Below are 22,963 nucleotides of genomic sequence, written 5' to 3'. Positions count from 1 at the left end.
ATCGTGCCCGCCACCGATAACGATCTTCATGCGGCGGGCGCTCGCTAAAAAAAGGGTGATATGAGAACGACGGAAAATACTGCAGTCGCCGAGTTGGCGTTTGAACTTGGCAAGGTAACGCGCAGAGCAATCGATGGCAGTTATGGCAAGGCCGATCCGGTCGAACTGTCGCGGGTGGCCAATGCGCTGCTCGAAGCAGGCCAGGAAAAAATCCTGAATGATGTGCTGCTGGTGTTTGTCGCCGGCTTCGAAGAGGGCGACCCGCCGGAGCGGCGTGCCGATCCCGAAAACCGCTGAAGCTCGCTGACCCTCGCTGACAGGCGGATGGCGCTGGCGCCCTGTCAGCGCACGATCAGCACCGCGCGCACGCTCGGATCCAGCGCCGTGCGCTCGACATAGCCGATCATCCCCGGATTCTCGGCGATCATCCTGCGCATGGCGGCGTTGCCATCGACCTCGGCCGGTGGCTGGCCGCGGCCAGTGAAGATCAGTCTGGCCCAGTGCGCTTTCACCAGCGCCGGGGTGCGGTGCGTGACCTTGCTGTAAAACTCGTCACGTAGCGGCGAGCCCAGATCCTGGTCGATGGGCACCACTTCGCTGCCATTCGGGAAGCGGTTGGTCTGGAACAGGAAGATCTCGGCAACCTGGTCGGCACTGAGCATACTGATGTTGCTGCGCGCCGAGACGATCACGGCGAGTTCGGCTGCCAAAGCGGCGCCTGGCGCCAGTGCAAGTGCCGGACCCAGGCACAGGGCCAGCAACAGTGTGGGAAGCGAACGGTTCATCATGGTCAGAAAACGACGTCCATGCCAAGGCTGATGACGTTGAACGCCTGGCCGGAACGGAACCCCGGCTGGACGTTGATCAGGGTGCCGATCGAGCCGCCGCGCGGCTTGACGCGGTCGAACTGCCCCTTGAGGGCAATGTTCGGCGCGACGTCCCAGCGCACGCCGACGCTGGCCGTATCCTGCACACCAATCTGGCGCAGCTGGTCATTCAATGCATTGTTCAACAAGCCCGCCACTGCCGCCGCTTCAGGCGGCAAGCCGTCCAGCGGCAGCCCGGCCGTTTGCGTGGCGAGGTTGGCGACCAGGCGCGCATAGGTAACATAGGGCGCCAGATTGCCGAAGCGCCGGCCGGCCGACAGATACGAGGCGGTCTGGTCGCCCAGCAGCGAGCCGGTGTTGATGCGTCCGCTCTCGCCGGTGATGAACCAGTCGCCCGGATCGTAGTTGAAGCCGGCACTGAACACGCGCACATGGCGCTTGGCGATGTCGTAGCGGTCTGCCAGCGCCTCGCCCGGCGGGCCGAAGGCGCGCAAGCCGTCGAACAGCGCCTCTGCACCCGGCACCACCAGCAGCGCCTGGGCCGCCGTGAAGCGCACCGTCAGTGCGCCGGCGGTCGCGCTCTCGGTGAGGCCGACGATGTTGCGGGCTTTGCCGGTGAGGTCCTTGTTCAGGCGCGCGGCCGCATGGCCGAGCGAGAGCGTGGTTTCGTGCTTGACCTGCCCGGTATGCCAGCGGTACGAGGCGTCGACGCCGTCGCTGTAGGAAATCGGTATCAGGCTGTACAGCTCGACGGGCGCGCGCATCCAGGGCAGGGCGTAGCCTACCTTGCGATAGTCGGCGGCCAGGAACAGCGGCAGCGCAATGCGTCCGGCGCGCAGCGACAGCTCCGGCGTTGCCTGGAACTTCACGTTGGCCCAGGTAAGGTAGGTCTTGTACGAATTCTCGATGCTTTTTTCCTGCGTCGCCTGCACCACGGCCGACCAGCGCTTGTCGAACCGGACATCGAGCTGCGCACCGGCGCGGCTATCGACGTCGAACGCCCACGCTTTGGAGTAGCCCGCCTGACCGGGCGAGTTGGGGTTGACCGTGTAGTCGCCATAGTCTTGCGTGGCATGGACGGCGGCGACGGTGCCGAACCCGGTCACGTTCCACGTTGCCTGCGCGCGCGCATCGCCCTGCGGCCCGGCCAATAGGCATAGCAGCAGGGCGACGGGGGCGACGCCACGCGCCGCCGGAATGTTCAACATGGATGCCATGACGTCGTCATTGTAGTGCGCTCAGGATAGTCCCATCTGCGCCGTGCCTGGCGTGTCGAGCCGGAAGATGCGCACGATCTGCGCCAGACCGTGGGCCCGCTGCTGCAGCGAATCGGCCGCGGCGGCGGTCTTGCTGACCATCTGCGTATTGTGCTGCAAGGACCTGTCCATGGCGCCGATGGCGTCGACCACCGCTTCCACACGCACGGCCTGATCGTCGCCAGCCGCGCTGATCCGGCCGACCATGCCGGTCACGTCGGTCACGCTTTGCACGATGCTGTCCATCGTGCGTCCGGCTTCCTGGGCCAGCGCGCTGCCGGCGCTGACCTGACGCACCGACTCCTCGATCAGGCCCTTGATTTCTCGGGCGGCCGCGCCCGAGCGCTGGGCCAGTTGCCGCACTTCGGCAGCGACGACCGCGAAACCGCGTCCCTGTTCGCCGGCACGGGCGGCTTCCACCGCAGCGTTGAGGGCCAGGATATTGGTCTGGAACGCAATGCCGTCGATGACGGCGGTAATCTCGGCGATCTGGCGCGACGACGTGTCGATCAGGCCCATGCGCTCCACGACCGCGCCGACCTGGCGCCCGCCGACGACGGCAATCCCCGACGCCTGTGTCGCCAGTGCATTGGCTTGCCGGGCGTGCCCGGCATTGGCGCGGATGATGTCGCCCAGTTCGTCGATGGAGGCGGCGGCGCGGCCGAAGGCCTCGGTCTGGTCCCGCGAGTGTTCGAACAGCAGCGCGCTGCCTTCGGCAATGTCACTGGCGGCGCCGCGGGTGGTCTCGACCGTGTCGCGCACCTGGCCAATCGCCGTTTGCAGCGTGTGCAGCACGTCGCGCAGGGCGCGGCCGCTGCTGCTGGTCACCGGCGCCAGCGAGCGCAGGTCGATGATCCCATGCTGGGCCTGCAGCATCGAGACGCTGGCGCGCAGTTCGGCCGAGCGCAGCGCTTCGCGTTGCAGTACCAGCGCGATGTAGCACAGCACCATCGTTTCGACGATGACGTAGCCGGCGTGGATGAAGACGATCGCCAGTCCTGGCCGGGTCAGGCAAATGACGCCGTAGCCGAGTTCTTGCAGGTAGTTGAAGCTGAAGTGGTGCACGGCGGTCAGACCCGCCGCGAACAGGATCACGCGCCAGTCGCGGTAGCAGAGCAGGATCGCCAGCGAGACAAAGATCCCGAAGTGCAGTTCTTCCCGGCCATTACCTTGATGGATGTGCAGCGCGCACATGGCCATCAGTGCGCCGGCATTGACCAGCCGGCTCGTGAGCGTGCCGCTGGCCAGGAACGTGACGCCGCTTGCGATCGCCACGATCGGCAGGCCGACCAGCAGCGACCATGTCATGGTGTCGTGCATGCCGGTCAATGCCAGCGAAAAGCCCAGCATCGCCCATAGCACAATGATGAGCAGGCGGTCGGCATGGCGGTAGACAGGCAGCAGGTTGGGTTGGGTCGGCATCAGTGTCTCGTGAAGTGAGTATTTTCACTATTTAACCTGAAAAATATAGACGAGAGGAAACGGTTGGAGACGTTCAATATCTTCTAATCATGAATCCGATACCGGTTTTACGCTATCTTTTCATGCCTGGATCGACTGGTCGCGCCAGGATCGGCAAATATGATGATCGAAGTGAGAAAGCGTGATTATTTCTGCAAAGAAATTTCGCATAATCTGCAGTGTTGGGACGTATAACCGACCGATCGTGCTAATCGGCCAGAAATTATGGCAATTCGTACAGACATGGCAGCAGGTGTTGCAATCGTGTGCTGCCAGGTCCGGGTGACGACGGTCAATAATCGAGAACGTCTACGCGGGAATGCGCGATATCAGGCGTGTGCGCCGTCAGGCGCCTTTGCATTGCCACGACGGCGGCGCACTGCGACCAGCAAGCCGCCGACGGTCGCGAACATGGCCAGCATGCCGGGCTCCGGCACTTCTTCTGCCTCCAGCTGCGCCGCGGCAAAGCCTTGCAGGGCCAGCGCAGTCGCCACATTGATGCCGAGGTCGCGGGCGACGTAATCGTCGGCGCCCAGCGAGCGTGGATCGAGGCCGGTGACGTTGCCGAAGATGGTCAGCGCTTCCAGGTAGTAGCCATAGTTGCTGCCGTGGTAGGAGTCCGGCGCCCACAGATTGATCTGGCCGGCGCCGATGCCGTCGTACGGGTTGGCGTCGGCCAGGCCGCCTGCGATGGCCTGGTTCCAGGCCTGGCCCACCGGGATCACGCCGTTGATGATGCTTGATGCCGAATCGGCGGCGTCGTAGCCGGCGCGCACGTCCTGCGCCATCGCGTAGATCGACTTGCCATACCACGGACTATTGGCGTTCTGGTACGTCAGGTCGGCGCGCGACCAGGTGGACGTCAGGCGCACGTCGACATCCGGATTCTGCTCGCGAAACGCGTTGGCCAGCAGGCCGGAATAGCGGATCAGCGTTTCCGGGTTGCCTGGCTTGGCGCCGTCGAGCGTGCTGTAGCTTTGCAGCAGCACCATGTCGAACGGTTTGACGATCGTGTTGAAGCGGTTGTTGTAGTGAAAATCCAGGCCCGAACCGGGCTCGGTTTCCAGGCTCACCTGGTAGTTCAGGCCGGCCTGCATCGTCATGGCCTTGAACAACGCCGGTACGCCACCGATCCCTAGGCCGTTCAGGTCGGTCACGGTATCGGGACGGTAGTTCTGCACGAGTGGCGGCTTGGCGCCGGCCGGATCGCCATAGGTAAAGCTGTTGCCGACGAAGAGGATGGTCGTGGCGGACGCTGGCAGGGCCAGGCCGGTCAGTGCGACTGCGGCGAAGAGTGCCGTGCCGTAACGGCGCAGGCTGCAAGGGATTGTCATCAAAGTCTCCAGTATGTTTTTTTGTTGGCGCGCAAAGGTTGCAGCGTTCTGACAGTCAAGCAAGTCGCATGCCGATAACAGATATTACTGAATAATCAGTCAGTTATGGATGCCTGCTGCATATGGCGCGGACGTGATGTAAAGCAGGCCGACACCAGACGTCATTGGCATTAACACCGTCTTCATGTGGCGCTGGCGTCACACTCCTGTAATTTCTCGCGTCGTTTTGTAAAGTTTTGCAAGCAAGGGCGAGGCCTTTCCCATACGGGGAGGCGTAATGAGGCCCCGTTTGTAAAGAAGTGTGAGCGCCGGGTGTGATCGAGCAAGCAACAAACCAATGAAATCATGAGGTTATGCGTTTCCTGGCAGCTGGTAGTCGCCTGCTGGCGCCACTGCTAGCATGAATCATCGATAACACGAGGACATTCATGCAACAGTTCAAAACGCTTCCGCACCGTTTGTCGTGCGCACTGTTGGCCGCCATCGACGCAGGCGGCGCACCATGGCTGTGACCCTCGCCAGCGCGCCGGTTGCCGGCAATTCCAGGCGCGACGTTGTCCTCGGCATGGCATTCGTCGGCCTGCTGTTCTTCATCCTCGGGTTCGTCACCTGGCTCAATGGCTCGCTGGTTCCCTTTTTGAAGATCGTCTGCGGTCTGAACAATTTCCAGGCCCTGTGGGTGACCTTTGCGTTCTACATCGCCTACACGGCCATGGCCCTGCCATCGGCTGCAGTGCTGGTGCGCACCGGCTACAAGAAGGGCATGACGATCGGTCTGGGCATCATGTGCGCGGGCGCGCTGCTGTTCATCCCGGCCGCGCAAAGCGCGCGCTATGAACTGTTCCTGGTCGCGCTGTTCACCCTCGCCAGCGGCATGACGCTGATGCAGACCGCGATCAATCCCTACATCGTCTGCCTTGGCCCGCGCGAGAGCGCCGCCATGCGCATCAGCATCATGGGCCTGTTCAACAAGGGCGCCGGCGTGGTGGTGCCGCTGGTGTTCTCCACGCTGATGCTGGCCGACATCGACAGCTTCTCGCACACGGCGCTCGAAGCGCTCGACCCGGTCGCCCGCAGCGCCGCGCGGGCCGGCCTGTCCGAGCGCCTGGTGCTGCCGTATATCTGCATGGCCGTGGTGCTGTTCGTGATCATGGTCTTCATCCATTTTTCGAACCTGCGCGATATCGAACCCGAGGCCGACACGCCAGAATCTGGCGTCGAGCGCACCGGCGTGCTGCAGTTCCCGCAACTGGTGCTGGGCGCCATGGCGCTGTTTGCCTACGTCGGCGTGGAAGTCATCGCCGGCGACACCATCGGCCTGTATGGGCATGAACTGAACGTGGCCAATTTCGGCGTGCTGACGTCCTACACGATGATGTGCATGGTGCTTGGCTACCTGATCGGCGTGGTCGCGATCCCGCGCTACCTGTCGCAGCAGCGCGCCTTGCTGCTGTCGGCCGTGGCCGGCCTGCTGCTGACGATCGGCGTGGCCACCGGCTCGCCCACCGACAGCGGCGTCTCGCAAGCCCTGATCGGCTGGGCCGGCGTGCCGACGGTGCCCGACACCGTCATGTACCTGGCGCTGCTGGGCCTGGCCAATGCCATGGTATGGCCGGCCATCTGGCCGCTGGCCCTGCAGGGCCTGGGCCGCTACACGGCAAGCGGCTCGGCGCTGCTGGTCATGGCGATTTCCGGCGGCGCGGTGCTGCCGCTGCTGTACGGCCACTTCGCCGACCTGAACACCTCGCGCAGTGCCTACTGGATGCTGTTGCCGTGCTACGGCCTGATTCTCTGGTACGCGGCCTACGGCCACAAGATCCGCCGCTGGCGCAATCCGGGCGCATCCGCCCGACCCTGATTTCCACCCCACAGGACTTGTCCGCACGGCGCTGCTGCGCGGTCCATCGTTTTTCATTTCATACCAGGAGCACCGGATGTCTCTACTGAAACCACATACAACGCTGATCAGCGCGGCTGTCGCCAGCGCCTGCATCGCCATGCCGGCCCTGGCGCAGGACGCTGCACAGTCAGCGACGCCCCGCCAGAACACCGGTGAAGCGATCGCCGAGGTGCGGGTGACGGCCACCCGCCATTCGACGTCGCTCCTGCGCACCCCGGTGTCGGTGACCGCCGTCGGCCAGGAAGAACTGACCCGCAAGGGCATCACCGACGTGCGCGGCCTGAGTGGCGAAGTGCCTAACCTGCAACTGGGCAGTGCGACCGATGGCAGCTCGGGCGTGAAGATTTCGGTGCGCGGCGTGAGCAGCAACGACTTCACCGAGATCGGCAATCCGGCAGTCAGCCTGAACGTCGACGGCATCTACACGCCGCGCCCGCAGTCGGCGCTGGCGCTGCTGTTCGACCTGGAGCAGGTCGAAGTGCTGCGCGGCCCGCAGGGCACGCTGTTTGGCCGCAATGCGACGGGCGGCAGCATCAACATCATCCCGAACAAGCCGCAGTTCAATTCGACCGAGGGCAATGCGGGCCTGACGCTCGGGCGCTACAACCTGCGCCAGGTGACGGCCGTGCAGAACATCCCGGTCAGCGACACCTTCGCGATGCGCGCCACGATGATGGTCATCAAGCGCGACAGCTACCTGAACCAGGAGCAGGATTTCTACGCCGCGAACTTCCCGGAATTCGGCGTGACGCCGGCGCGCGATGCGGCCGGCAACGTCATTCCCGATGTCGACCAGCGCTACAACCGCAAGGTCGGCGCCAGTGACGCCTACGGCAACAAGGACGAATGGGCGGCGCGTTTGCAGGGCCGCTGGAAGATCCGCAACGATCTCGAATGGCTCGGCGCCTACGAGCGCTACACCAACAAGGGCGCCGGCGACATCGCGCTCAAGGATTGCACGATGGCGGCCGGCACGGCCCACGCCTGCCCGGGCGGGCAGTGGGACGTCAAGATCAACCGGCCGGGTGAACTCGACTGGAACATCGACACCTTCCGCAACCGCCTGACCTGGAGCGTGAACGACCACACGACCGTCGAATACAACGTATCGTACTCGGAGCAGAACCGGCGCCAGATCCGCGACGGCGACTCGGGCTACCAGCCACTGGCCGAAGACATCAATATCTACGGCGGCTTCGTCAACGATTCGGCCGGCTTTACCAATTCGTCCAAGTTCAAGACCACGGTCCAGGAACTGCAGCTGCGCGGCGAGCAGGGCAATCTGCGCTACGTCACCGGCCTGTTCTGGATGCACGAAAAGAACGCGATCGAGTTCGGCGAAGACTCGATCTCGGCGATGGTCAACGCACCGGGCGCGCCGTACTACGCGCTGTACGACCAGACCGACCGCCAGTCCGAATCGATGGCCGCCTTCGGCCAGGTCGACTGGGCCTTCGCGCCGAAATGGAACCTGACGGTCGGCGGGCGCATGACGCGCGACGAGCGCGAAGACAAGAACGGCAAGTTCTACGATTCGGGCACCACGGGCGATCCGTACTCGTACTTCCAGGGCCAGTACACGCCGATCCCGGGCCGCTTCTTCAACAGCAGCGACCTGAAACCCGGCATGGGTTCGTACTACGGCGTGGCCGGCATGGCCGGCATCACGCCCGACGTGAGCAGCAACCGCGATTCGTGGAACAAGTTCACCTGGCGCCTGGGCCTGAGCTACCAGGTCACGCCGGACGACTTCGTGTTCGGTTCGCTCTCGACCGGCTACAAGGCCGGCGGCTTCAGCGACAAGCAGAACATCTGCGCGCGCGGCCTTGGCGGCAACTGCGCCGACCGCGAGCCGGGCCCGCACTACACCTTCCTGCCATGGAAGCCTGAAACGCTGACCAATTTCGAGGTCGGTTACAAGGGCCGCATGCTGGATAACCGCCTGTCGTTCTCGGCCACCGCCTTCCACAGCCGCTACAAGGACATGCAGATGACCGGCGCGGTCGAGATGGGCAAGATCATCCCGGCGATCCCGTGCACTGCAGCCAATCCATCGTGCGATTCGGCGGTGTTGTACGGCACCACGAATGCGGCCGAAGCGAAGATCTCGGGCCTCGAACTGGAAGGCAAATACCGTCCATGGGCGGGCGCCGAAGTCAATTTCCAGTACTCGCACCTGCGTGCCAAGGTGGTGTCGTACCCGGACTACACGCAGACCTGGCGTGACGTGCCGTGCGGACCGTTCCGCGCCACTTACGGCGTCGAGCCGTGCGTGCGCTACACGGGCCCGAACCAGGCGCTGGTCGGCCGCTTCCCGGCAAACGTGGTGGGGAATGACTTGCCGAACGCGCCGCGCAATTCAGCGCGGATCGAAGTCTCGCAGCGCTTCATGCTGGCTGGCGACTACGAACTCACGCCGCGTCTGTCGGCGCGCTGGCAGGACAAGATGTACTTCAGCATCCAGAACCTGGACAACGCCCACGTCGGCAACCAGCAGGGCGCCTACGCAACGTATGACGCGTCGCTGCGCTTGACCGCACCAGGCGGCAACTGGCGCGCCGAGGTGTACGTGAACAACCTGAACGACGTGCTTGCCAAGAACAATGCGCGCATCGTCGACCCGGGGTATGTCATTGGCCAGTACAACGAGCCGCGCATGTTCGGTGTGCGCGTGGGCGTGGACTGGTAATGCGGTGATCATCCGGTCGCCGCCCGGCGGCCGGACAGCAACTTGTCAGCAGTGTGTCCTTCAGGAGAATGCGATGCGTGGTGCGAACAATGGTCTGGGTGTGAAAGCGACGGCGGTAGCAACGGCGGTAGCAACGGCGCTGGTGCTCGCCGGTTGTGGCGGTAACGCCGCCGATGGTGGCGTGCAGGCAGGGATATCGCGGCAGTTGTCGGCGGCGCCCGTCGCCGTGGCCGCCGCGTCGCCGTGGCCCGTCTGGTCGGGGTGGGATTTTCCGTACAACGAACCGCCCCTCGCCAGTGCGCCGGCGGTGGCGTTCGGCATCTCGCAACTGACGCAGTCGGCCACGCAGACCGTGTTCCGTGGCGCGCATGCGCTACCGGCGGGCAGCGTGCAGAACTATCGGCTCGGCCTGTTCATCCACCACGACGTGTTCTATTACCAGGCTGACGCAAGTGCCGTCATCAATGCCGACGGCACGTTCACGCTGACCCTGCCACGTTCGGTGGGCAGCGCCGACCGCGCCGTGCTGGTGCTGCATCCGGCATCGTACGATCCGCTCTCGGGCCCCAACTGCAATGTGGCCGGCGGCTTTTGCAGCGGCCAGATCACGGGCACGACCAAGCTGTCGCTGCCAATCGATCCGGCGGCGCTCACGGCCTACACCGCCGCTTATTTCCCGGCGCCGGCAACGTCTGCCAACGCGCAGATCGCCGCACTGCAGCGCATGATGAATACGCCGCAGGTCACGGGCGGGCCGTATGGCGCAGGGCGCCTGATCCGCAGCTTCCACGACATGGACTCGGCCTTCCTGTATGACCAGGCGCTGGCCGTGATCGCCTTCAGCCTGGCCGGCGAGCAGGCCAGCGCCGAGCAGATCATCAATGCGCTGGCCAGATCGCAGACAGCGTCGGGCGCGTGGGTGTTTGCCTATCTGGCCGACGGCGCCGACGCCAATCCCGGCGTGGACATGCGCATCGCCGGCGCCAACGCCTGGTTCGGCATGGCGCTCAACGCCTACCAGAAAGCCTTTGGCAGCACGAAGTACCTGACCATGTCGACCCGCCTGCACGACTACCTGCGCGCCGAAACCGTGGCCGTGACGATCAATGGCGTGGGCCGCCGCGGCTTGCGCTTCGCGCCAACCAACTACGTGGCGGGACGCACCGGCATCTTCGCGCTGGAGCACCAGCTAGACGCCTACGCCAGCCTGCACCAGTACCACGCGCTCAATGGCGGCAGCCAGTACCTGACCGCCGCCACGCAGTTGCGGCAGACGGCCGAAAGCCTGTGGAACGGCACGCGCTTTTTGGGTGGCTACGACGCCAATACCGGCACCCTGAATACGAGCGAGCGCTATCTCGATACCTATTCGTGGTCGGTGCTGGCGCTGGGGAACACGGGCAGCGCCGGGCAGAACTTTGCCGCCGCACTGCCAGGGATGTGCGATTATTTCAATACCGCCGGGCAGCTCGATTACCCATCACGCAAGGTGAGCGGCATTGTCGGCTTCTACGACGTCATCTACGACAACGCGCCATCGAGCGCGCCGTTCGTCTGGAGCGAGGGCAGCCTGGGCGCGATCATGGCGATGCGCCAGGGCGCGCCCACGATGGAGTGCGCGGGCAACGGGGCCAGCCAGATACTCGAGTCGCTGAACTACATGATCGACAAGCTGGGCAGCATACCGTATGCAACGCGCAATACCAATGCGGACTTCACCAGTTCGGGCAGCGTGGCAGGCACTGCCTGGTTGTACTACGCGAACCGGAACAAGAATCCGTACGCGCACTACTGAGAAGGGCAGGTCGATGCACTTTGCCGGATGGCTGCTCTGCGCACTCTTGACCCTGGTGGCGCCGCTCGCGCACGCCGGCACGCTCGTGATCGAGAGCTGGCGCGTGGATGACAAGGCGCTGTGGGAAAAGGTGCTGATCCCCGCGTTCCAGCGCAGCCATCCCGGCATCGACGTCAAGTTCGCGCCGACCCCGCCCACCGACTACGATGGCCGCCTCGCGGCGCGCCTGGCCGATGGCAGCGCCGGTGACCTGATCGCGTGCCGCCCGTTCGACGCGTCTTTGAGCCTGTACGCGCAGGGGCATCTGGAGCGCCTGGATGGCAAACCCGGCATGCAGTATTTCGAGCCGGGCGCGATGGTGGCCTGGCAGACGGCCGGCGGCAAGGAGGCCTTCTGCATGCCGGTGGCGTCGGTGATCCACGGCTTCATGTACAACAAGGCCATCTTCCGCAAGTACGACCTGCAGGCGCCGCGCACGGTGGATGAATTCTTTCGCGTGCTCGATGTGCTGAAGAAGAACGGCGTCGCGCCGCTGGCGCTCGGCATGGCCGACGGCTGGGAAGCGAGCCAGCTGGTATTTACCAATATCGGGCCCAATTTCTGGCGCGGCGAAGCCGGTCAAAAGGCGCTGGCCGACGGGCGTGCACGCCTGACCGATCCGCCGTTCGTGGAGGCGCTGCGCTTCGGTGCGCGCATGGGCGCCTATCTGCCCGCGGGCGCCGCCACGCAAACGTATGGCCAGAGCCAGGCGATGTTCGCCACGGGCCGCGCGGCGATCTATCCGGCCGGGTCCTGGGATATCGCGCGTTTCAGCAGCGCACCCGGCCTGGAGCTGGGCGTGTTTGCCGCACCGGTGAAACGGCGGGGCGATGCCTGCTTTATCTCGGACCACATGGACCTGGGGCTGGGCGTGAACCGCGCATCGAAGAACAAGCAGGACGCTTTCAAGTTCCTGGCCTGGGTCGGCTCGCAGGAATTTGCCGACATCTACAGCAACCGGCTGACCGGCTTTTTCACGCTGTCGAATCACCTGATTGCGATGCGCGATCCGGTGGCCAAGCAGATGGTCGAATGGCGCAACAGCTGCGCGTCGACCGTGCGCCTGAATGCGCAGGTGCTGCATCGCGGCCAACCCAGCATGGAAAGCGTGCTGTGGCGTGTCAACGCCGACGTGCTGAAAGGGACGCTGGCGCCCGAACCTGCGGCCGCCAGGCTGCAACGTGATTTCGACCGGTGGTACAAGCCCCCGCAACCCTGAACGACGAACCCACTTTTGGCTGGATTGGAGACACTTTTGCATACCACACACCTGGTTCGACGCTGCGCCCTGGCGTCGCTGCTGCTGGCCACGCCGCTGGCCGGCATGGCTGCTGCACCGGCTACCCCGCTGGCAGCATCCGCTGCGGCCAGCATGGAGGGCGTCGCCAGCGGCGCCCGGCTGCAGATGCGCTGGGAACTGCTGCGCAACGAGTACACGCCGCAGATGCCCGAGGGCCGCGCCAAGGCGCGCATGACCCTGACCAACAACGACAGCCAGCGCCTGCCGGCCAAGGGCTGGACGCTGTACTTCAACAGCATGGACGGTGTCGTGCCGGGGGCGGTGACGGGCAATCTGCGCATGGAGCAGGTTGCCGGCAATCTGTACCGCCTGCGCCCGCAGGCAAACTTTGCGGGCCTGGCGCCGGGGCAGTCGCTCGACATTGATTACTACCACCCGCAGGTGATCATCAAGATGGCGCGCGCGCCCATCGGGCCATACCTGGTGTACGACGCGCAGCCCGAGGTCGGCGTGGCGATCAGCGACTTCGCGCTGCTGCCGGTGACGCGCCCCGAGCAGCTGGACAAGGGCGATACGGGCGCCCGGCCCGTGGTCACCGCTGCCGATACCTACCGCAGCAACCAGCGTGCCGACCTGCTGCCCGCGAGCGCCGTGCCCCTTGTGCTGCCGACGCCCCTGCAACTGACGCAGGGCAGCGGCAAGTTGCGCCTGACGGGCAAGCCGGCGGTGACCGCATCAGGGGCGCTGGCAGGCGAAGCCGATCTGGCGCGCTCGCTGTTTCCCGCAGCGCTGCAGGGCAGCGGACCGGCGCTGCGCCTGAGCGTGGGCAAGGTCGAAGGACAGACCTCGCCCGAAGCGTACAGCCTTGCGGTGCGCGCCGGCAGCGGCGGCGGCATCACGATCGTCGGCAACAGCCCGGCCGGCGTGGCGTATGGCTTGCAGACCCTGCGCGACCTGCTGCCGTTGCCCGGCGCCGCCGACCAGTCGGTGCCCGAAGTGACGATCGTCGATGCGCCGCGTTTTGCCTACCGTGGTTTCATGCTCGACGTATCGCGCAACTTCCACACCAAGGAAACCGTGTTCAAGTGGCTCGACCTGATGGCGCGCTACAAGATGAACAAGTTCCACTTCCACCTGACCGAAGACGAAGGCTGGCGCCTCGAGATCGCCGGCCTGCCCGAACTGACATCGATCGGCGCCGTGCGCGGCCACAGCGCCAGGCCGGGCGTGCGCCTGCAGCCGGCCTATGGCTCCGGGCCCGATCCGCGCGATCCGGGCGGCAGCGGCTACTACACGCGCGCCGACTACATCGAGATCCTGCGCTACGCGGCGGCGCGTCACATCGAAGTGATCCCCGAGCTCGAAATGCCGGGCCACGCGCGCGCCGCCGTGCAGGCGATGGAAGCGCGCTATCACCGCCTGAAGGCAGCGGGCGACAAGGACGCGGCCAAGTACCTGCTCAATGATTTTGCCGATCGCTCGGTCTACAAGTCGCCGCAGCTGTACAACGATCACGTACTGAATCCGGGCCTGGAGTCGAGCTTCACGTTCGTCCAGCACGTGGTGGACGAAGTGGTGAAGCTGCACCGCGAAGCCGGTGCGCCGCTGCACACGATCCACATGGGCGGCGACGAACTGCCCAATGGCGCCTGGGAACAATCCCCGGCCAGCCGCGCCATGATGGCCCGCGAACACCTCGAATCGACGGCCGACCTGTGGGATTATTTCTATGAGCGGGTCGATGGCATGCTGCGCAAGCATGGCCTGTACACGTCCGGCTGGGAAGAGCTAGCGGCGCGCAAGACCACGCTGCATGGCAGGAATAAGCTGATCCCCAATCCCCGTTTCACGCAGAAGGGTTTTCTCGCCTGGGTCTGGAACAATACCGAAGGCGCCGAAGACCTGGCCTATCGGCTGGCCAATGCCGGCTACGACATCGTGCTGGCGCCCGTGACCAAGATGTACATGGACATGGCCCACAACGCCAACCCGGAAGAACCGGGCGTGAACTGGGGCGACTACATTGAACTCGACACCCCGTATGACTTCATCCCGTTCGACTACCTGAAGAACGCGACCGAGGCTGCGCGCGTGGGCAAGGACGGCCTGACCGATTTCGGCAAGCGCCGCGTGCGTGGCCTGGAAGCGACCTTGTTTACCGAAACGGTGCGCGACCCGGCCCGCATCGATTACCTGGTCATGCCGCGCCTGCTGGCCGTGGCAGAACGGGCCTGGGCGCCGGATCCGGCCTGGGCCACCGAGCCCGATGCCACGAAGGCGGCGGCGCTGCATCGCACGGCCTGGTCGGGCTTCGTCAATGCGCTGGGCCAGCGCGTGCTGCCGCGGCTCGATCTGGATCGCACTGGCGTGGCGTACCGCATTGCGCCACCGGGCCTGCTGCTCGACGGCGACAAGGTCCTGGTCAACCATGTGCTGCCGGGGATCGCACTGCGCTATACCGTGGATGGCAGCACGCCGACCGCCAGCAGCCGGCCGGTGACCGGGCCGATCACCGAGCGTGGGCTGGTGCAGGTCGCGGCCTTCGACAGCAATGGCAGGCCGGGACTCGTGGCGCGCATCGACCGGCGCTGACGGCGTGGCCGAAATGCCTGCTGGGTAACGAGGCACGGGGCTATAATCAGCGTTTTCTGCGGGATACCGGGTGAGAGCGTCGATCGGAAAAGTGGCAGGGTGTTGGTGCGACTGGCGACGCCTGCGGCTTGGCGCCATCCTGGCCGCAGGCGCCTTCCACGGCGCCGTGCAGGCGGCGGCGCCGATGCTGGCGATCGTGCCACCGGCGCCCGCGATGTCGTCTGCAACGTCGTCCGCGGCGCCATCGTCCGGCCTGCAGGTGCTGCACTGGTGGACCTCGGCCAGCGAACGCCGCGCGGCCGACCTGCTGGCGCAGCGCCTGGGCAAGGAAGGCGTGCAGTGGGAGGATGCTGCCATTCCCGGCGGCGCCGGCATCGGCGCCGGCAAAGTCCTCAAGGGCAGGGTGCTGGCCGGCGACGCGCCCGAAGTCACGCAGATCATCGGCGTGTCGGTGGCCGAATGGGCCGAGATGGGCCTGCTGCTCGAACTGGACAACGTGGCCGTCGCCGACAACTGGCGAGGCGTGCTGTTCCCCACGGTCCAGAACCTGATCCAGTACCGCAAGCACACGATGGCCGCGCCGCTCGGCATCCATCGCGTCAATACGCTGTTCTACAACCGCGCCCTGTTCGCCCGGCTCAAGCTCACGCCGCCCACCACCTGGACCGAATTCGACGCCGTCGCTGCGCGCCTGCTGGCCGCGGGCGTGCAACCGCTGGCGCAAAGCAGCGAAGCCTGGCAGGTGGCGGCGCTGTTCGAAAACCTCGTGCTGGCCGAGAGCGGGCCGGCCTTCTATCGCGCGCTGTTCGTGCGCCGCAGTCCGGCCGCTGCTTTTGATGCGCGCACCGCGCACGCGCTGCAGCGCCTGCGCACGATCAAGGGTTGGGCCGGCAGCCAGCTGGCCGAGCGGCCCTGGACCGAGGTCGTGCGCCGCTTCGCCGCCGGCCAGGCCGGCATGATGATCATGGGCGACTGGGCCAAGCCCGAACTGGCCGAACACCGGATGGTGCTCGACCAGGACTATGGCTGCGTCGGCGCACCGGGCACCGGCGCATATCACCTGTACAGTGTCGATACGCTGTCGATGTTCGCCGGCGACTACCGGCACCGGGAGGCCCAGGAAAAGATGGCGCGCCTGCTGCTGTCGCCATCGATCCAGGCCGACTTCAATCTGCTCAAGGGCGCGGTGCCGGTGCGGCGCGATGCCGATCCGGCGCGCATGGACAGTTGCGCGCGGGCGTCGTGGACGACGTTCGCCGGCGGCGAGGCCGTGCAGGCGCCCAGCCTCGTGCACCGCATGGCGACCGACGAAGCCAGCCGCGATGCCATCATCGCCGAGGTGCATCGCTATCTGCTCGACGACGCCGTACCGGTGGCGGTGGCGCAGCGCCGCCTCGCCGCTTTGTTCAGACTATTCAATCTAACCAGCCAGGGGACGCCGGGTGCGCAAGATACTGATCGTAGACGATGACAAAAAAACCTGCGTGCTGCTCAAGACGTATCTGGAGAAAAACCAGTACGACGTGATCCTGTCGCACAACGGCGAGAGCTTCCTGGCCGAATTCCAGGCGCACCTCGAGACGCTGTCGATGGTGATCCTGGACGTGATGCTGCCCGATACCGACGGCTTCGCGCTGTGCAAGCAGGTGCGCCAGCGCTCGAACGTGCCGATCATCATGCTCACGGCCAGCTCGGACGAAACCGACCGCATCGTGGGCCTGGAGCTGGGCGCCGACGACTACATCGCCAAGCCCTACAGCCCGCGCGAGCTGCTGGCGCGCATCAAGGCGATCCTGCGCCGCGCTGCGCCCGAGACGCCGTCGGTGCGCTACCACCGGTTTGTCGGCTTCACGCTCGATCTGATGGAGCGCACGGTGACCGACAGCGCCGGCAATCCGGTGGCGCTCACGGGACTCGATTTCCAGCTGCTCAAATACTTCACCGAACACCCCGGCAAGATCCTCGATCGCGGCCTGCTGTGCGAAGAAACGCGCGGGCGCGACGCCGGCCCGCTCGACCGCTCGCTGGACGTGCAGATCAGCCGCCTGCGCCTGCGGCTGAACGACGACGGCAAGCAGCCGGCGCTGATCAAGACCGTGCGCGGGGCCGGCTATGTGTTCTCGGCCGACGTCAGCGTGTCCAGTGTCTAGCCGTAGCAGCAACCCGCTCGCGCGCATGCTGCACCAGCCGCTGCAGCGCTGGTTGCCGGCGTCGCTGCTTGGCCGCCTGACGCTCGTGATGGTGGCCGGGGTGCTGGTGACGCAGCTGGCGGCCAGTGCGATCTGGGCCAGCCAGCTGCGCGCCAAATCGCAGGTCGAGGCGCAGTCGTCGGCCCAGTACGTGGCGCACAGCGCGGCCGGCGCGATCCGCTTCTTTCGCAGCCTGCCGCCGGCTTATCGCCTGCTGATCATCCAGCAGTTGCGTGAGATGGGCGGCACGCGCTTTTTCGTCAACCTCAATCATGCCTACGTGCCGATCGAGCAGATCGCACCGCACCCGCTGGCGCAAAGCGTGATTGCCACGGTCGACGCCACGCTCAGGAGCGACCTGCCGCATTCGCCGGGTTTCCGTCTCGCGTTTGCCCGGCCTGACCGGCTGGTGGTGGCCGAACACGATGTGCGCCTGGACGACCTGCCCAATGCCTGGGTCCAGCACGTGCTGCTGCTCAAGCCCGACCCGGCCCCGATCCTCGTGATCCAGACCGAGATCGAGCCCGGTAACTGGCTGTACATGGCGGCGCTGATGCCGAACCCGTATTTCCTCGACAGCAGCGATCCGTTCGCGTGGGATCGCCTGATGCCGCAGATCCTGTCGCTGGCCGTGGTGCTGCTGCTGTGCCTGCTCGTCGTGCGCTCGATCACGCGGCCGCTGGCGGCATTGTCCGATGCCGCGTCGGCGCTGGGGCAGGGCCACGACGACGAAGCGCGCCCGCTGCCCGAAACCGGCAGCCGCGAATTCATCAACACCGCGCGCGCCTTCAGCGCGATGCGCGAGCGCATCGGGCGCTATATCGACGACCGCGAGCGCCTGTTCATCTCGATTTCGCACGACCTGCGCACGCCGATCACGCGCCTCAAGCTGCGCGCCGAACTGCTGGACGACGAAGCACTGCGCGACGAATTCGAGGAAGACCTCGATGAACTCGACATGATGGTCAAGGGCGCGCTGCAATGCGTGAAGGACAGCGACATCCACGAAAATCCGACCGAGATCAAGCTCGATACGATGTTGGGCCGCATGGTGCGCAGCGCCGAACTGGCAGGGCACGCGGTGGCCTGGCAGCCGTCCGGCGTGACGGTGCGCGGCAAGCCGCTGGCGCTCAAGCGCGCGCTTGGCAACCTGCTCGACAACGCGCTGTTCTACGGGGCGCGCGCCGAGATCAGCGTGCGCCAGGAGCCTGGCTGGGTGCTGATCTGCCTGCGCGACCACGGGCCCGGCGTGCCCGATGAAGCGTTTGCCAGCCTGTTCGATCCATATGTACGGCTGGCGCATGGGCGCGAGCAGAATGACGGCGGCATGGGGCTAGGCCTCGGTATTGCGCGTGGCGTGATCGAAGCGCATGGCGGCCGGCTGGTACTGTCGAATCATCCCGAGGGCGGTTTGAATGCGGTGGTACGCTTGCCGGCCGTGTGACTCTTTCATGTTTCAGGAACGCCGATGCCATTGACCTTTGACGACGCCACGCTGGACGAAGCGAAACGCTTCAACGCTAAGCTCACGCGCGCGCCGCGCTTCGGCTCGCGCCACCGCTTCATGCCGCCGCTTGTGCAGGGCCTGCTGCGCTTGTCCCAGGTCGGCGCTGATCGCAAGCTGCGCCGCGCTGGCCTGCAGGTCGAGACGCGCATGGTGGAGATGAGTGGAGTAGAGGTGCAGGTCCGGATCATCCGCCCGCGCGGGCCGGTGGCCGGCATCGTGCTCGATATCCATGGCGGCGGCTGGGTGATTGGCAATGCGCCCATGAACGATGCCTTCAATGCGGCCTTCACCAGTCGCTGTGGCCTGGCCGTGGTGTCGGTCGATTACCGCCTGGTCCCGCGCGCCTCCGTGCAGGAGCAGATGGAGGAATGCCTGGCTGCAGCACGCTGGCTGTTGCAGGACGGCTTGCCCGAATATGTGAGCCTGCCGGTCATCGTGGTCGGAGAATCGGCGGGCGCGCACCTGGCTGCCGCTACGCTGCAAGGGCTGCGAGCCTGGCCGGCGCTGCTGGCGCGCATCGCCGGGGCCGTCCTGTACTACGGCGTCTACGATATGGCCGGTACCGACAGCGTGCGCAGGGCAGGGCCCGAAACGCTGGTGCTCGACGGGCCGCGCATGCTGGCCGGACTGCGCAGGCTCACGCCCGACCTGGACGACGCCGGGCGCCGCCAGCCACCGCTGTCACCGCTGTTCGGCGAATTGACCGGCATGCCACCGGCGTTGATGATCGTTGGCAGCGGCGATCCGCTGCTCGACGACGCGCTGCGCATGGCACAGCGCTGGCAGCAGGTGGCCGACGTCGAATTGAACGTGGCGCCTGAAGCGCCACATGGTTTCATTCATTTTCCGACCGCGATGGCGAGCGTGACGCTGGCGCATGCGCAGGACTGGGTGCGGCAACGCATTGCAGCGATGCCGCAGGAGGCGTTCAGCGCATCTGCGTCACATGCGCCTCGCGCAGCGGGTGCCAGCCCAGGCGCGCTGCGATGATGCGCCGGTAGGCTGTGTCGATATGGGCCGGCGTGCGGCGGATGTAATCCTCGGCGGCGTCGCGCTGCGCGCCGCTGCAGCTGTCCAGCCATGCCACGGCTTCGTCGACCGTCGGCACGCGGCCGCTCACGCCATCGAATTTGGGCGGGATCGCGGTCCAGATGGCGGCGTCGATGCCCTTCGCGCGCAGCCAGGCGGCCACGCGTGGATTGTCTTCTGCGCCGTCCTGCGCCGGCACGCTGCCGATCCATTCGGGGAATGCAGCCCTGATCTTTTCGCGCGCGCACAGCATGGCGCGGGCGGTATCCAGGTTATCGGTGGCGATGTAGGCCCAGTAAGTGGGCATGAGGCGCGCGCCTTCGCACAGCACGAGGGCCAGTTCGGGACTGTCGTCGCTCTGGCGGGCAAATTCGATGGGCATGGCGGGGCCGCCCGGATGCCATCCGGAGGCGAGCTTCAGGCCCTGGGGTTTCCAGAGCAGCGAGCCCCAGGCGATACAAGCGATATTCATGGACTGGACTGTTCAGTGTAAAAGGAAAAGTCCAGTCTAGCCGGTCGGCCGAAAGAGGCGAGCACGGCTCTTCCGACCGCCTTATTCTTCCGGCGTTCCCTTCGGCGCCTTGCCGTCTTTGGCAGCGAACAGGCGATCCTTGGCCGAGAGCAGCTTCTGGACTTTGGAACCCATCTTCATCAATTGCGCCATCGACTCGGGCGACAGGCGCTGCAGGTCGTCGAACCAGTTGTTGGCCAGGTCGACCAGCTCGTGCATCTCGCGCATGCGCTCCTGTGCGAACTTGTCTTCGGGGTGGTTGGCATTGGCCAGCAGCGATTCGCGCAGCACCGACAGTGTCGGGGCGACTTCGCGCCGGCGCCGCTCGGCCGCGACCACGCGGAAGATTTCCCAGACGTCGCCCAGCGACGTGAAGTATTCGCGGCGGTCGCCCGGAATGCGCGACAGGCGCACCAGGCCCCACGACTGCAATTCTTTCAGGCCGATGCTTACGTTCGAGCGCGAAATGCCGAGTTTTTCGCCGATGTCGTCGGCATGCAGCTGTTCTTCGGAAACGAAGAGCAGGGCATAGATTTGCCCCACCGTGCGGTTGATGCCCCAGCGGCTGCCCATCTCGCCGAAGTGACTGACAAACGTTTGGACAAGTGGCGTCATGGTTGCGAACTTTTCGATGCTTGTGAAAGGTGAATTATCCCACGTCACCCGGACACGTACCACGCATGCACGTTTTTGCCGCCATTGTTGTTAATACGTTCGTAATTCCCGACTAACCTGGTCACCCATTGCACACAAACCAAAAGTTTCAGCGCATAATCCATTCACCTTCCAAAAATTCTGAAGTTCCAGAAAATACAAAAAGTTTATTCCGGGGCGCGTCCAGCGTTGATGGCCATGGCCCCCGCACGTCTGCCGCTTTCTTGCAACAACGTTTGGAGAACCACCATGCACCGCAGCCAACCCCGCCACCCGGCACTGCTTACAGGCCCTGGCCCTGCGCGTGGCGCCACGCTGGCAATGAGCGGTGCGGCGCTGCTGTGGATTCCGCAGGCGGCGCTGCTGGCGCATGCCGTGGGGCGCCTGGCCCAGGGCGCCGGGCTGGCCGACATGCTGCTGCCGGCACTGGGGTTTCTCATCCTTGGCGTGCTGCGCGCCAGCAGCGAAGCGTGGGGCGCACGCCGTTTGTTCGCCGTGTCACGCGGCCAGCTCGCCGCCATGCGCCATGCAGCCGTGCAAGCGCTGGCCGCGCGCTCGCCGCTGGACCGTGCGCGCCTGCCATCCGGTCAGGCCGCCAGCATCGTGGCCGAACAGGCCGATGCCGTGCTGCCATGGCTGCTGCGCTACGGGCCAGCGCGCATGCGTGTGATGCTGGCGCCGCCTGTCATTGCACTCGTCGTTTGTAACTTTTCGTGGCTTGCCGCACTGATCCTGGTGCTGGCCGCGCCCCTGATTCCGCTGTTCATGGCCGTTATCGGCTGGCGCGCCAAGGCTGCCAGCGAAGCGCAATTGCAGCTGGTCGGCGGCATGAGCGGCTTTCTGCTCGACCGGCTGCGCGGCCTGTCGACGCTGCGTGCGCTGGGCGCCGTCGATGCCACTGCTCGCCAGGTAAGAGCTTCGGGCGAAGCGGTCCGTGCCAGCACCATGCGCGTGCTGCGCATTGCTTTCTTGTCGTCGACCGCGCTCGAATTGTTTTCGGCGCTGGGCGTGGCGCTGGTGGCGGTGTACGTGGGTTTCCACCTGCTCGGTGAAATCGGGCCGGGCAGCTGGGGCAGACAGCTCACGCTGACCGAGGGCCTGTTCGTGCTGCTGCTGGCGCCGGCGTTTTTCGAACCGCTGCGCGAACTGGCTGCGGTATGGCACGACAAGGCTGCCGGCGAAGCCGCGCTCGAGGCGCTGGACAAGCTGCAGTCGGCCGGCTTGCCATTGCCGGGTGCGCTGCAAGGGCAGGACGCAGCGTTGCGCATTGGCCGCGCGCCATCGGTCGATATCGAGGGCCTGTGCTTTGCGCACCCGGGTGAAGCGCCGCTGTTCGATCACCAGGATCTGTATGTGCGCGTCGGCGAGCACGTGGCGCTGGTCGGCCCCAGCGGCAGCGGCAAGACCACGCTGTTGTCGATCATTGCGGGTCTCGCGCCCAGCGACGGCGGCAGCGTGCGCATCGGTGGCGTGCCGCTGGACGCTGCATCGGCGGCCGGCCTGCGCGCGCGCATGGCCTGGATCGGCCAGAAGCCGCACGTGTTTGCCGGCTCGGTGCGCGCCAATGTGGCGCTCGACCGCGATGGCGTGACGGTCGATGCCGTCAGCCGCGCCGTGGCGCGCGCGGGCCTTGGCCGGATCGAGCATGCCACGCCGGGCGAGAGCCTGGGCGAGGGCGGCCTTGGCCTGTCGGGCGGCGAGCTGGTGCGCCTTGCACTGGCCCGCGCAATGTGCGCGCCGCATGCCGGCCTGCTGCTGGTCGACGAACCCACCGCCCACCTCGACCGCGACACGGCCGCCGGCGTCATCGACGCGCTGCTGCAGCTGGCGCAGGGCCGCACCATGATTGTCGCCACCCACGACCTGGCACTGGCCGCGCGCCTGGGCCGCGTCGTGCGCATCGGGGAACCACTGATCCAGCGGAGTGCAGCATGAGACGC

17 protein-coding genes are annotated in these 22,963 nt (G+C 65.7%); 11 read left to right on the top strand and 6 right to left on the bottom strand.

Annotation, left to right across the window (positions count from 1 at the left end; translation table 11 throughout):
• Nucleotides 1-60 precede the first annotated feature (60 nt).
• Nucleotides 61-297: a hypothetical protein gene (locus AC56LH_RS19000; RefSeq protein ID WP_183554058.1), complete on the top strand. Its 237-nt coding sequence runs from the start codon at nt 61-63 to the stop codon at nt 295-297.
• Between the two features lie 44 nt (nt 298-341).
• Here the strand turns inward: AC56LH_RS19000 and AC56LH_RS18995 are convergent, their stop codons facing one another.
• From AC56LH_RS18995 to AC56LH_RS18980, 4 genes are all read right to left on the bottom strand, one after another.
• Entirely contained in the window at nt 342-788 is a 447-nt protein-coding gene (locus AC56LH_RS18995; RefSeq protein ID WP_499648818.1) for a type 2 periplasmic-binding domain-containing protein, read from the bottom strand.
• Between the two features lie 2 nt (nt 789-790).
• Nucleotides 791-2,044, bottom strand: a complete 1,254-nt coding sequence (locus tag AC56LH_RS18990) for a hypothetical protein (RefSeq protein ID WP_499648816.1) — start codon at nt 2,042-2,044, stop codon at nt 791-793.
• Between the two features lie 21 nt (nt 2,045-2,065).
• The gene (locus tag AC56LH_RS18985; protein ID WP_499648814.1) at nt 2,066-3,505 is read right to left on the bottom strand and encodes a methyl-accepting chemotaxis protein; all 1,440 of its coding nucleotides are present in this window, start codon (nt 3,503-3,505) and stop codon (nt 2,066-2,068) included.
• Between the two features lie 368 nt (nt 3,506-3,873).
• Nucleotides 3,874-4,878, bottom strand: a complete 1,005-nt coding sequence (locus AC56LH_RS18980) for a PEP-CTERM sorting domain-containing protein (RefSeq protein ID WP_499648812.1) — start codon at nt 4,876-4,878, stop codon at nt 3,874-3,876.
• Between the two features lie 502 nt (nt 4,879-5,380).
• Between AC56LH_RS18980 and AC56LH_RS18975 the strand changes: the two genes are divergently transcribed.
• The 9 genes from AC56LH_RS18975 (at nt 5,381) to AC56LH_RS18935 (ending at nt 19,819) form a co-directional block, all read left to right on the top strand.
• Nucleotides 5,381-6,736 (top strand): sugar MFS transporter, encoded by a 1,356-nt coding sequence (locus tag AC56LH_RS18975; protein ID WP_499648810.1) that lies wholly within the window; start codon nt 5,381-5,383, stop codon nt 6,734-6,736.
• Nucleotides 6,737-6,812: 76 nt separating this feature from the next.
• The gene (locus AC56LH_RS18970; protein ID WP_499648808.1) at nt 6,813-9,467 is read left to right on the top strand and encodes a TonB-dependent receptor; all 2,655 of its coding nucleotides are present in this window, start codon (nt 6,813-6,815) and stop codon (nt 9,465-9,467) included.
• A gap of 73 nt (nt 9,468-9,540) precedes the next feature.
• Nucleotides 9,541-11,262, top strand: a complete 1,722-nt coding sequence (locus AC56LH_RS18965) for a hypothetical protein (RefSeq protein ID WP_499648806.1) — start codon at nt 9,541-9,543, stop codon at nt 11,260-11,262.
• 13 nt (nt 11,263-11,275) lie between these two features.
• Nucleotides 11,276-12,520, top strand: coding sequence for an ABC transporter substrate-binding protein (locus AC56LH_RS18960; protein WP_499648804.1), 1,245 nt, complete (start codon nt 11,276-11,278; stop codon nt 12,518-12,520).
• 36 nt (nt 12,521-12,556) lie between these two features.
• On the top strand, nt 12,557-15,133 hold the full coding sequence (locus AC56LH_RS18955) for a family 20 glycosylhydrolase (RefSeq protein WP_499648802.1): 2,577 nt from the start codon (nt 12,557-12,559) through the stop codon (nt 15,131-15,133).
• Nucleotides 15,134-15,203: 70 nt separating this feature from the next.
• Nucleotides 15,204-16,604, top strand: a complete 1,401-nt coding sequence (locus tag AC56LH_RS18950; RefSeq protein WP_499648800.1) for an ABC transporter substrate-binding protein — start codon at nt 15,204-15,206, stop codon at nt 16,602-16,604.
• Nucleotides 16,576-17,283: a response regulator gene (locus tag AC56LH_RS18945; RefSeq protein WP_499648798.1), complete on the top strand. Its 708-nt coding sequence runs from the start codon at nt 16,576-16,578 to the stop codon at nt 17,281-17,283. The genes AC56LH_RS18950 and AC56LH_RS18945 overlap by 29 nt, the downstream gene beginning before the upstream one ends.
• Entirely contained in the window at nt 17,246-18,766 is a 1,521-nt protein-coding gene (locus AC56LH_RS18940) for an ATP-binding protein (RefSeq protein WP_499648796.1), read from the top strand. The genes AC56LH_RS18945 and AC56LH_RS18940 overlap by 38 nt, the downstream gene beginning before the upstream one ends.
• Nucleotides 18,767-18,790: 24 nt before the next feature.
• Complete coding sequence (locus AC56LH_RS18935) at nt 18,791-19,819, top strand: alpha/beta hydrolase (protein WP_499648794.1); 1,029 nt, start codon at nt 18,791-18,793, stop codon at nt 19,817-19,819.
• On the opposite strand, the gene AC56LH_RS18930 is transcribed toward AC56LH_RS18935, so the two are convergent.
• Together AC56LH_RS18930 and AC56LH_RS18925 are read right to left on the bottom strand one after the other, a co-directional pair.
• Nucleotides 19,758-20,330, bottom strand: a complete 573-nt coding sequence (locus AC56LH_RS18930) for a hypothetical protein (RefSeq protein WP_499648792.1) — start codon at nt 20,328-20,330, stop codon at nt 19,758-19,760. The genes AC56LH_RS18935 and AC56LH_RS18930 overlap by 62 nt on opposite strands.
• Nucleotides 20,331-20,411: 81 nt before the next feature.
• Nucleotides 20,412-20,984: a GbsR/MarR family transcriptional regulator gene (locus tag AC56LH_RS18925; RefSeq protein ID WP_499648790.1), complete on the bottom strand. Its 573-nt coding sequence runs from the start codon at nt 20,982-20,984 to the stop codon at nt 20,412-20,414.
• 288 nt (nt 20,985-21,272) lie between these two features.
• On the opposite strand from AC56LH_RS18925, the gene cydD reads away from it, so the two are divergent.
• Entirely contained in the window at nt 21,273-22,958 is a 1,686-nt protein-coding gene (gene cydD, locus AC56LH_RS18920; RefSeq protein ID WP_499648788.1) for a thiol reductant ABC exporter subunit CydD, read from the top strand.
• The last annotated feature ends 5 nt before the right edge of the window (nt 22,959-22,963 follow it).

The organism is Telluria sp. LT1R51-2, assembly GCF_059685775.1.
The sequence above is the reverse complement of the archived record's forward strand: the minus strand, read 5'-3'. Positions and strand labels throughout refer to the sequence as shown.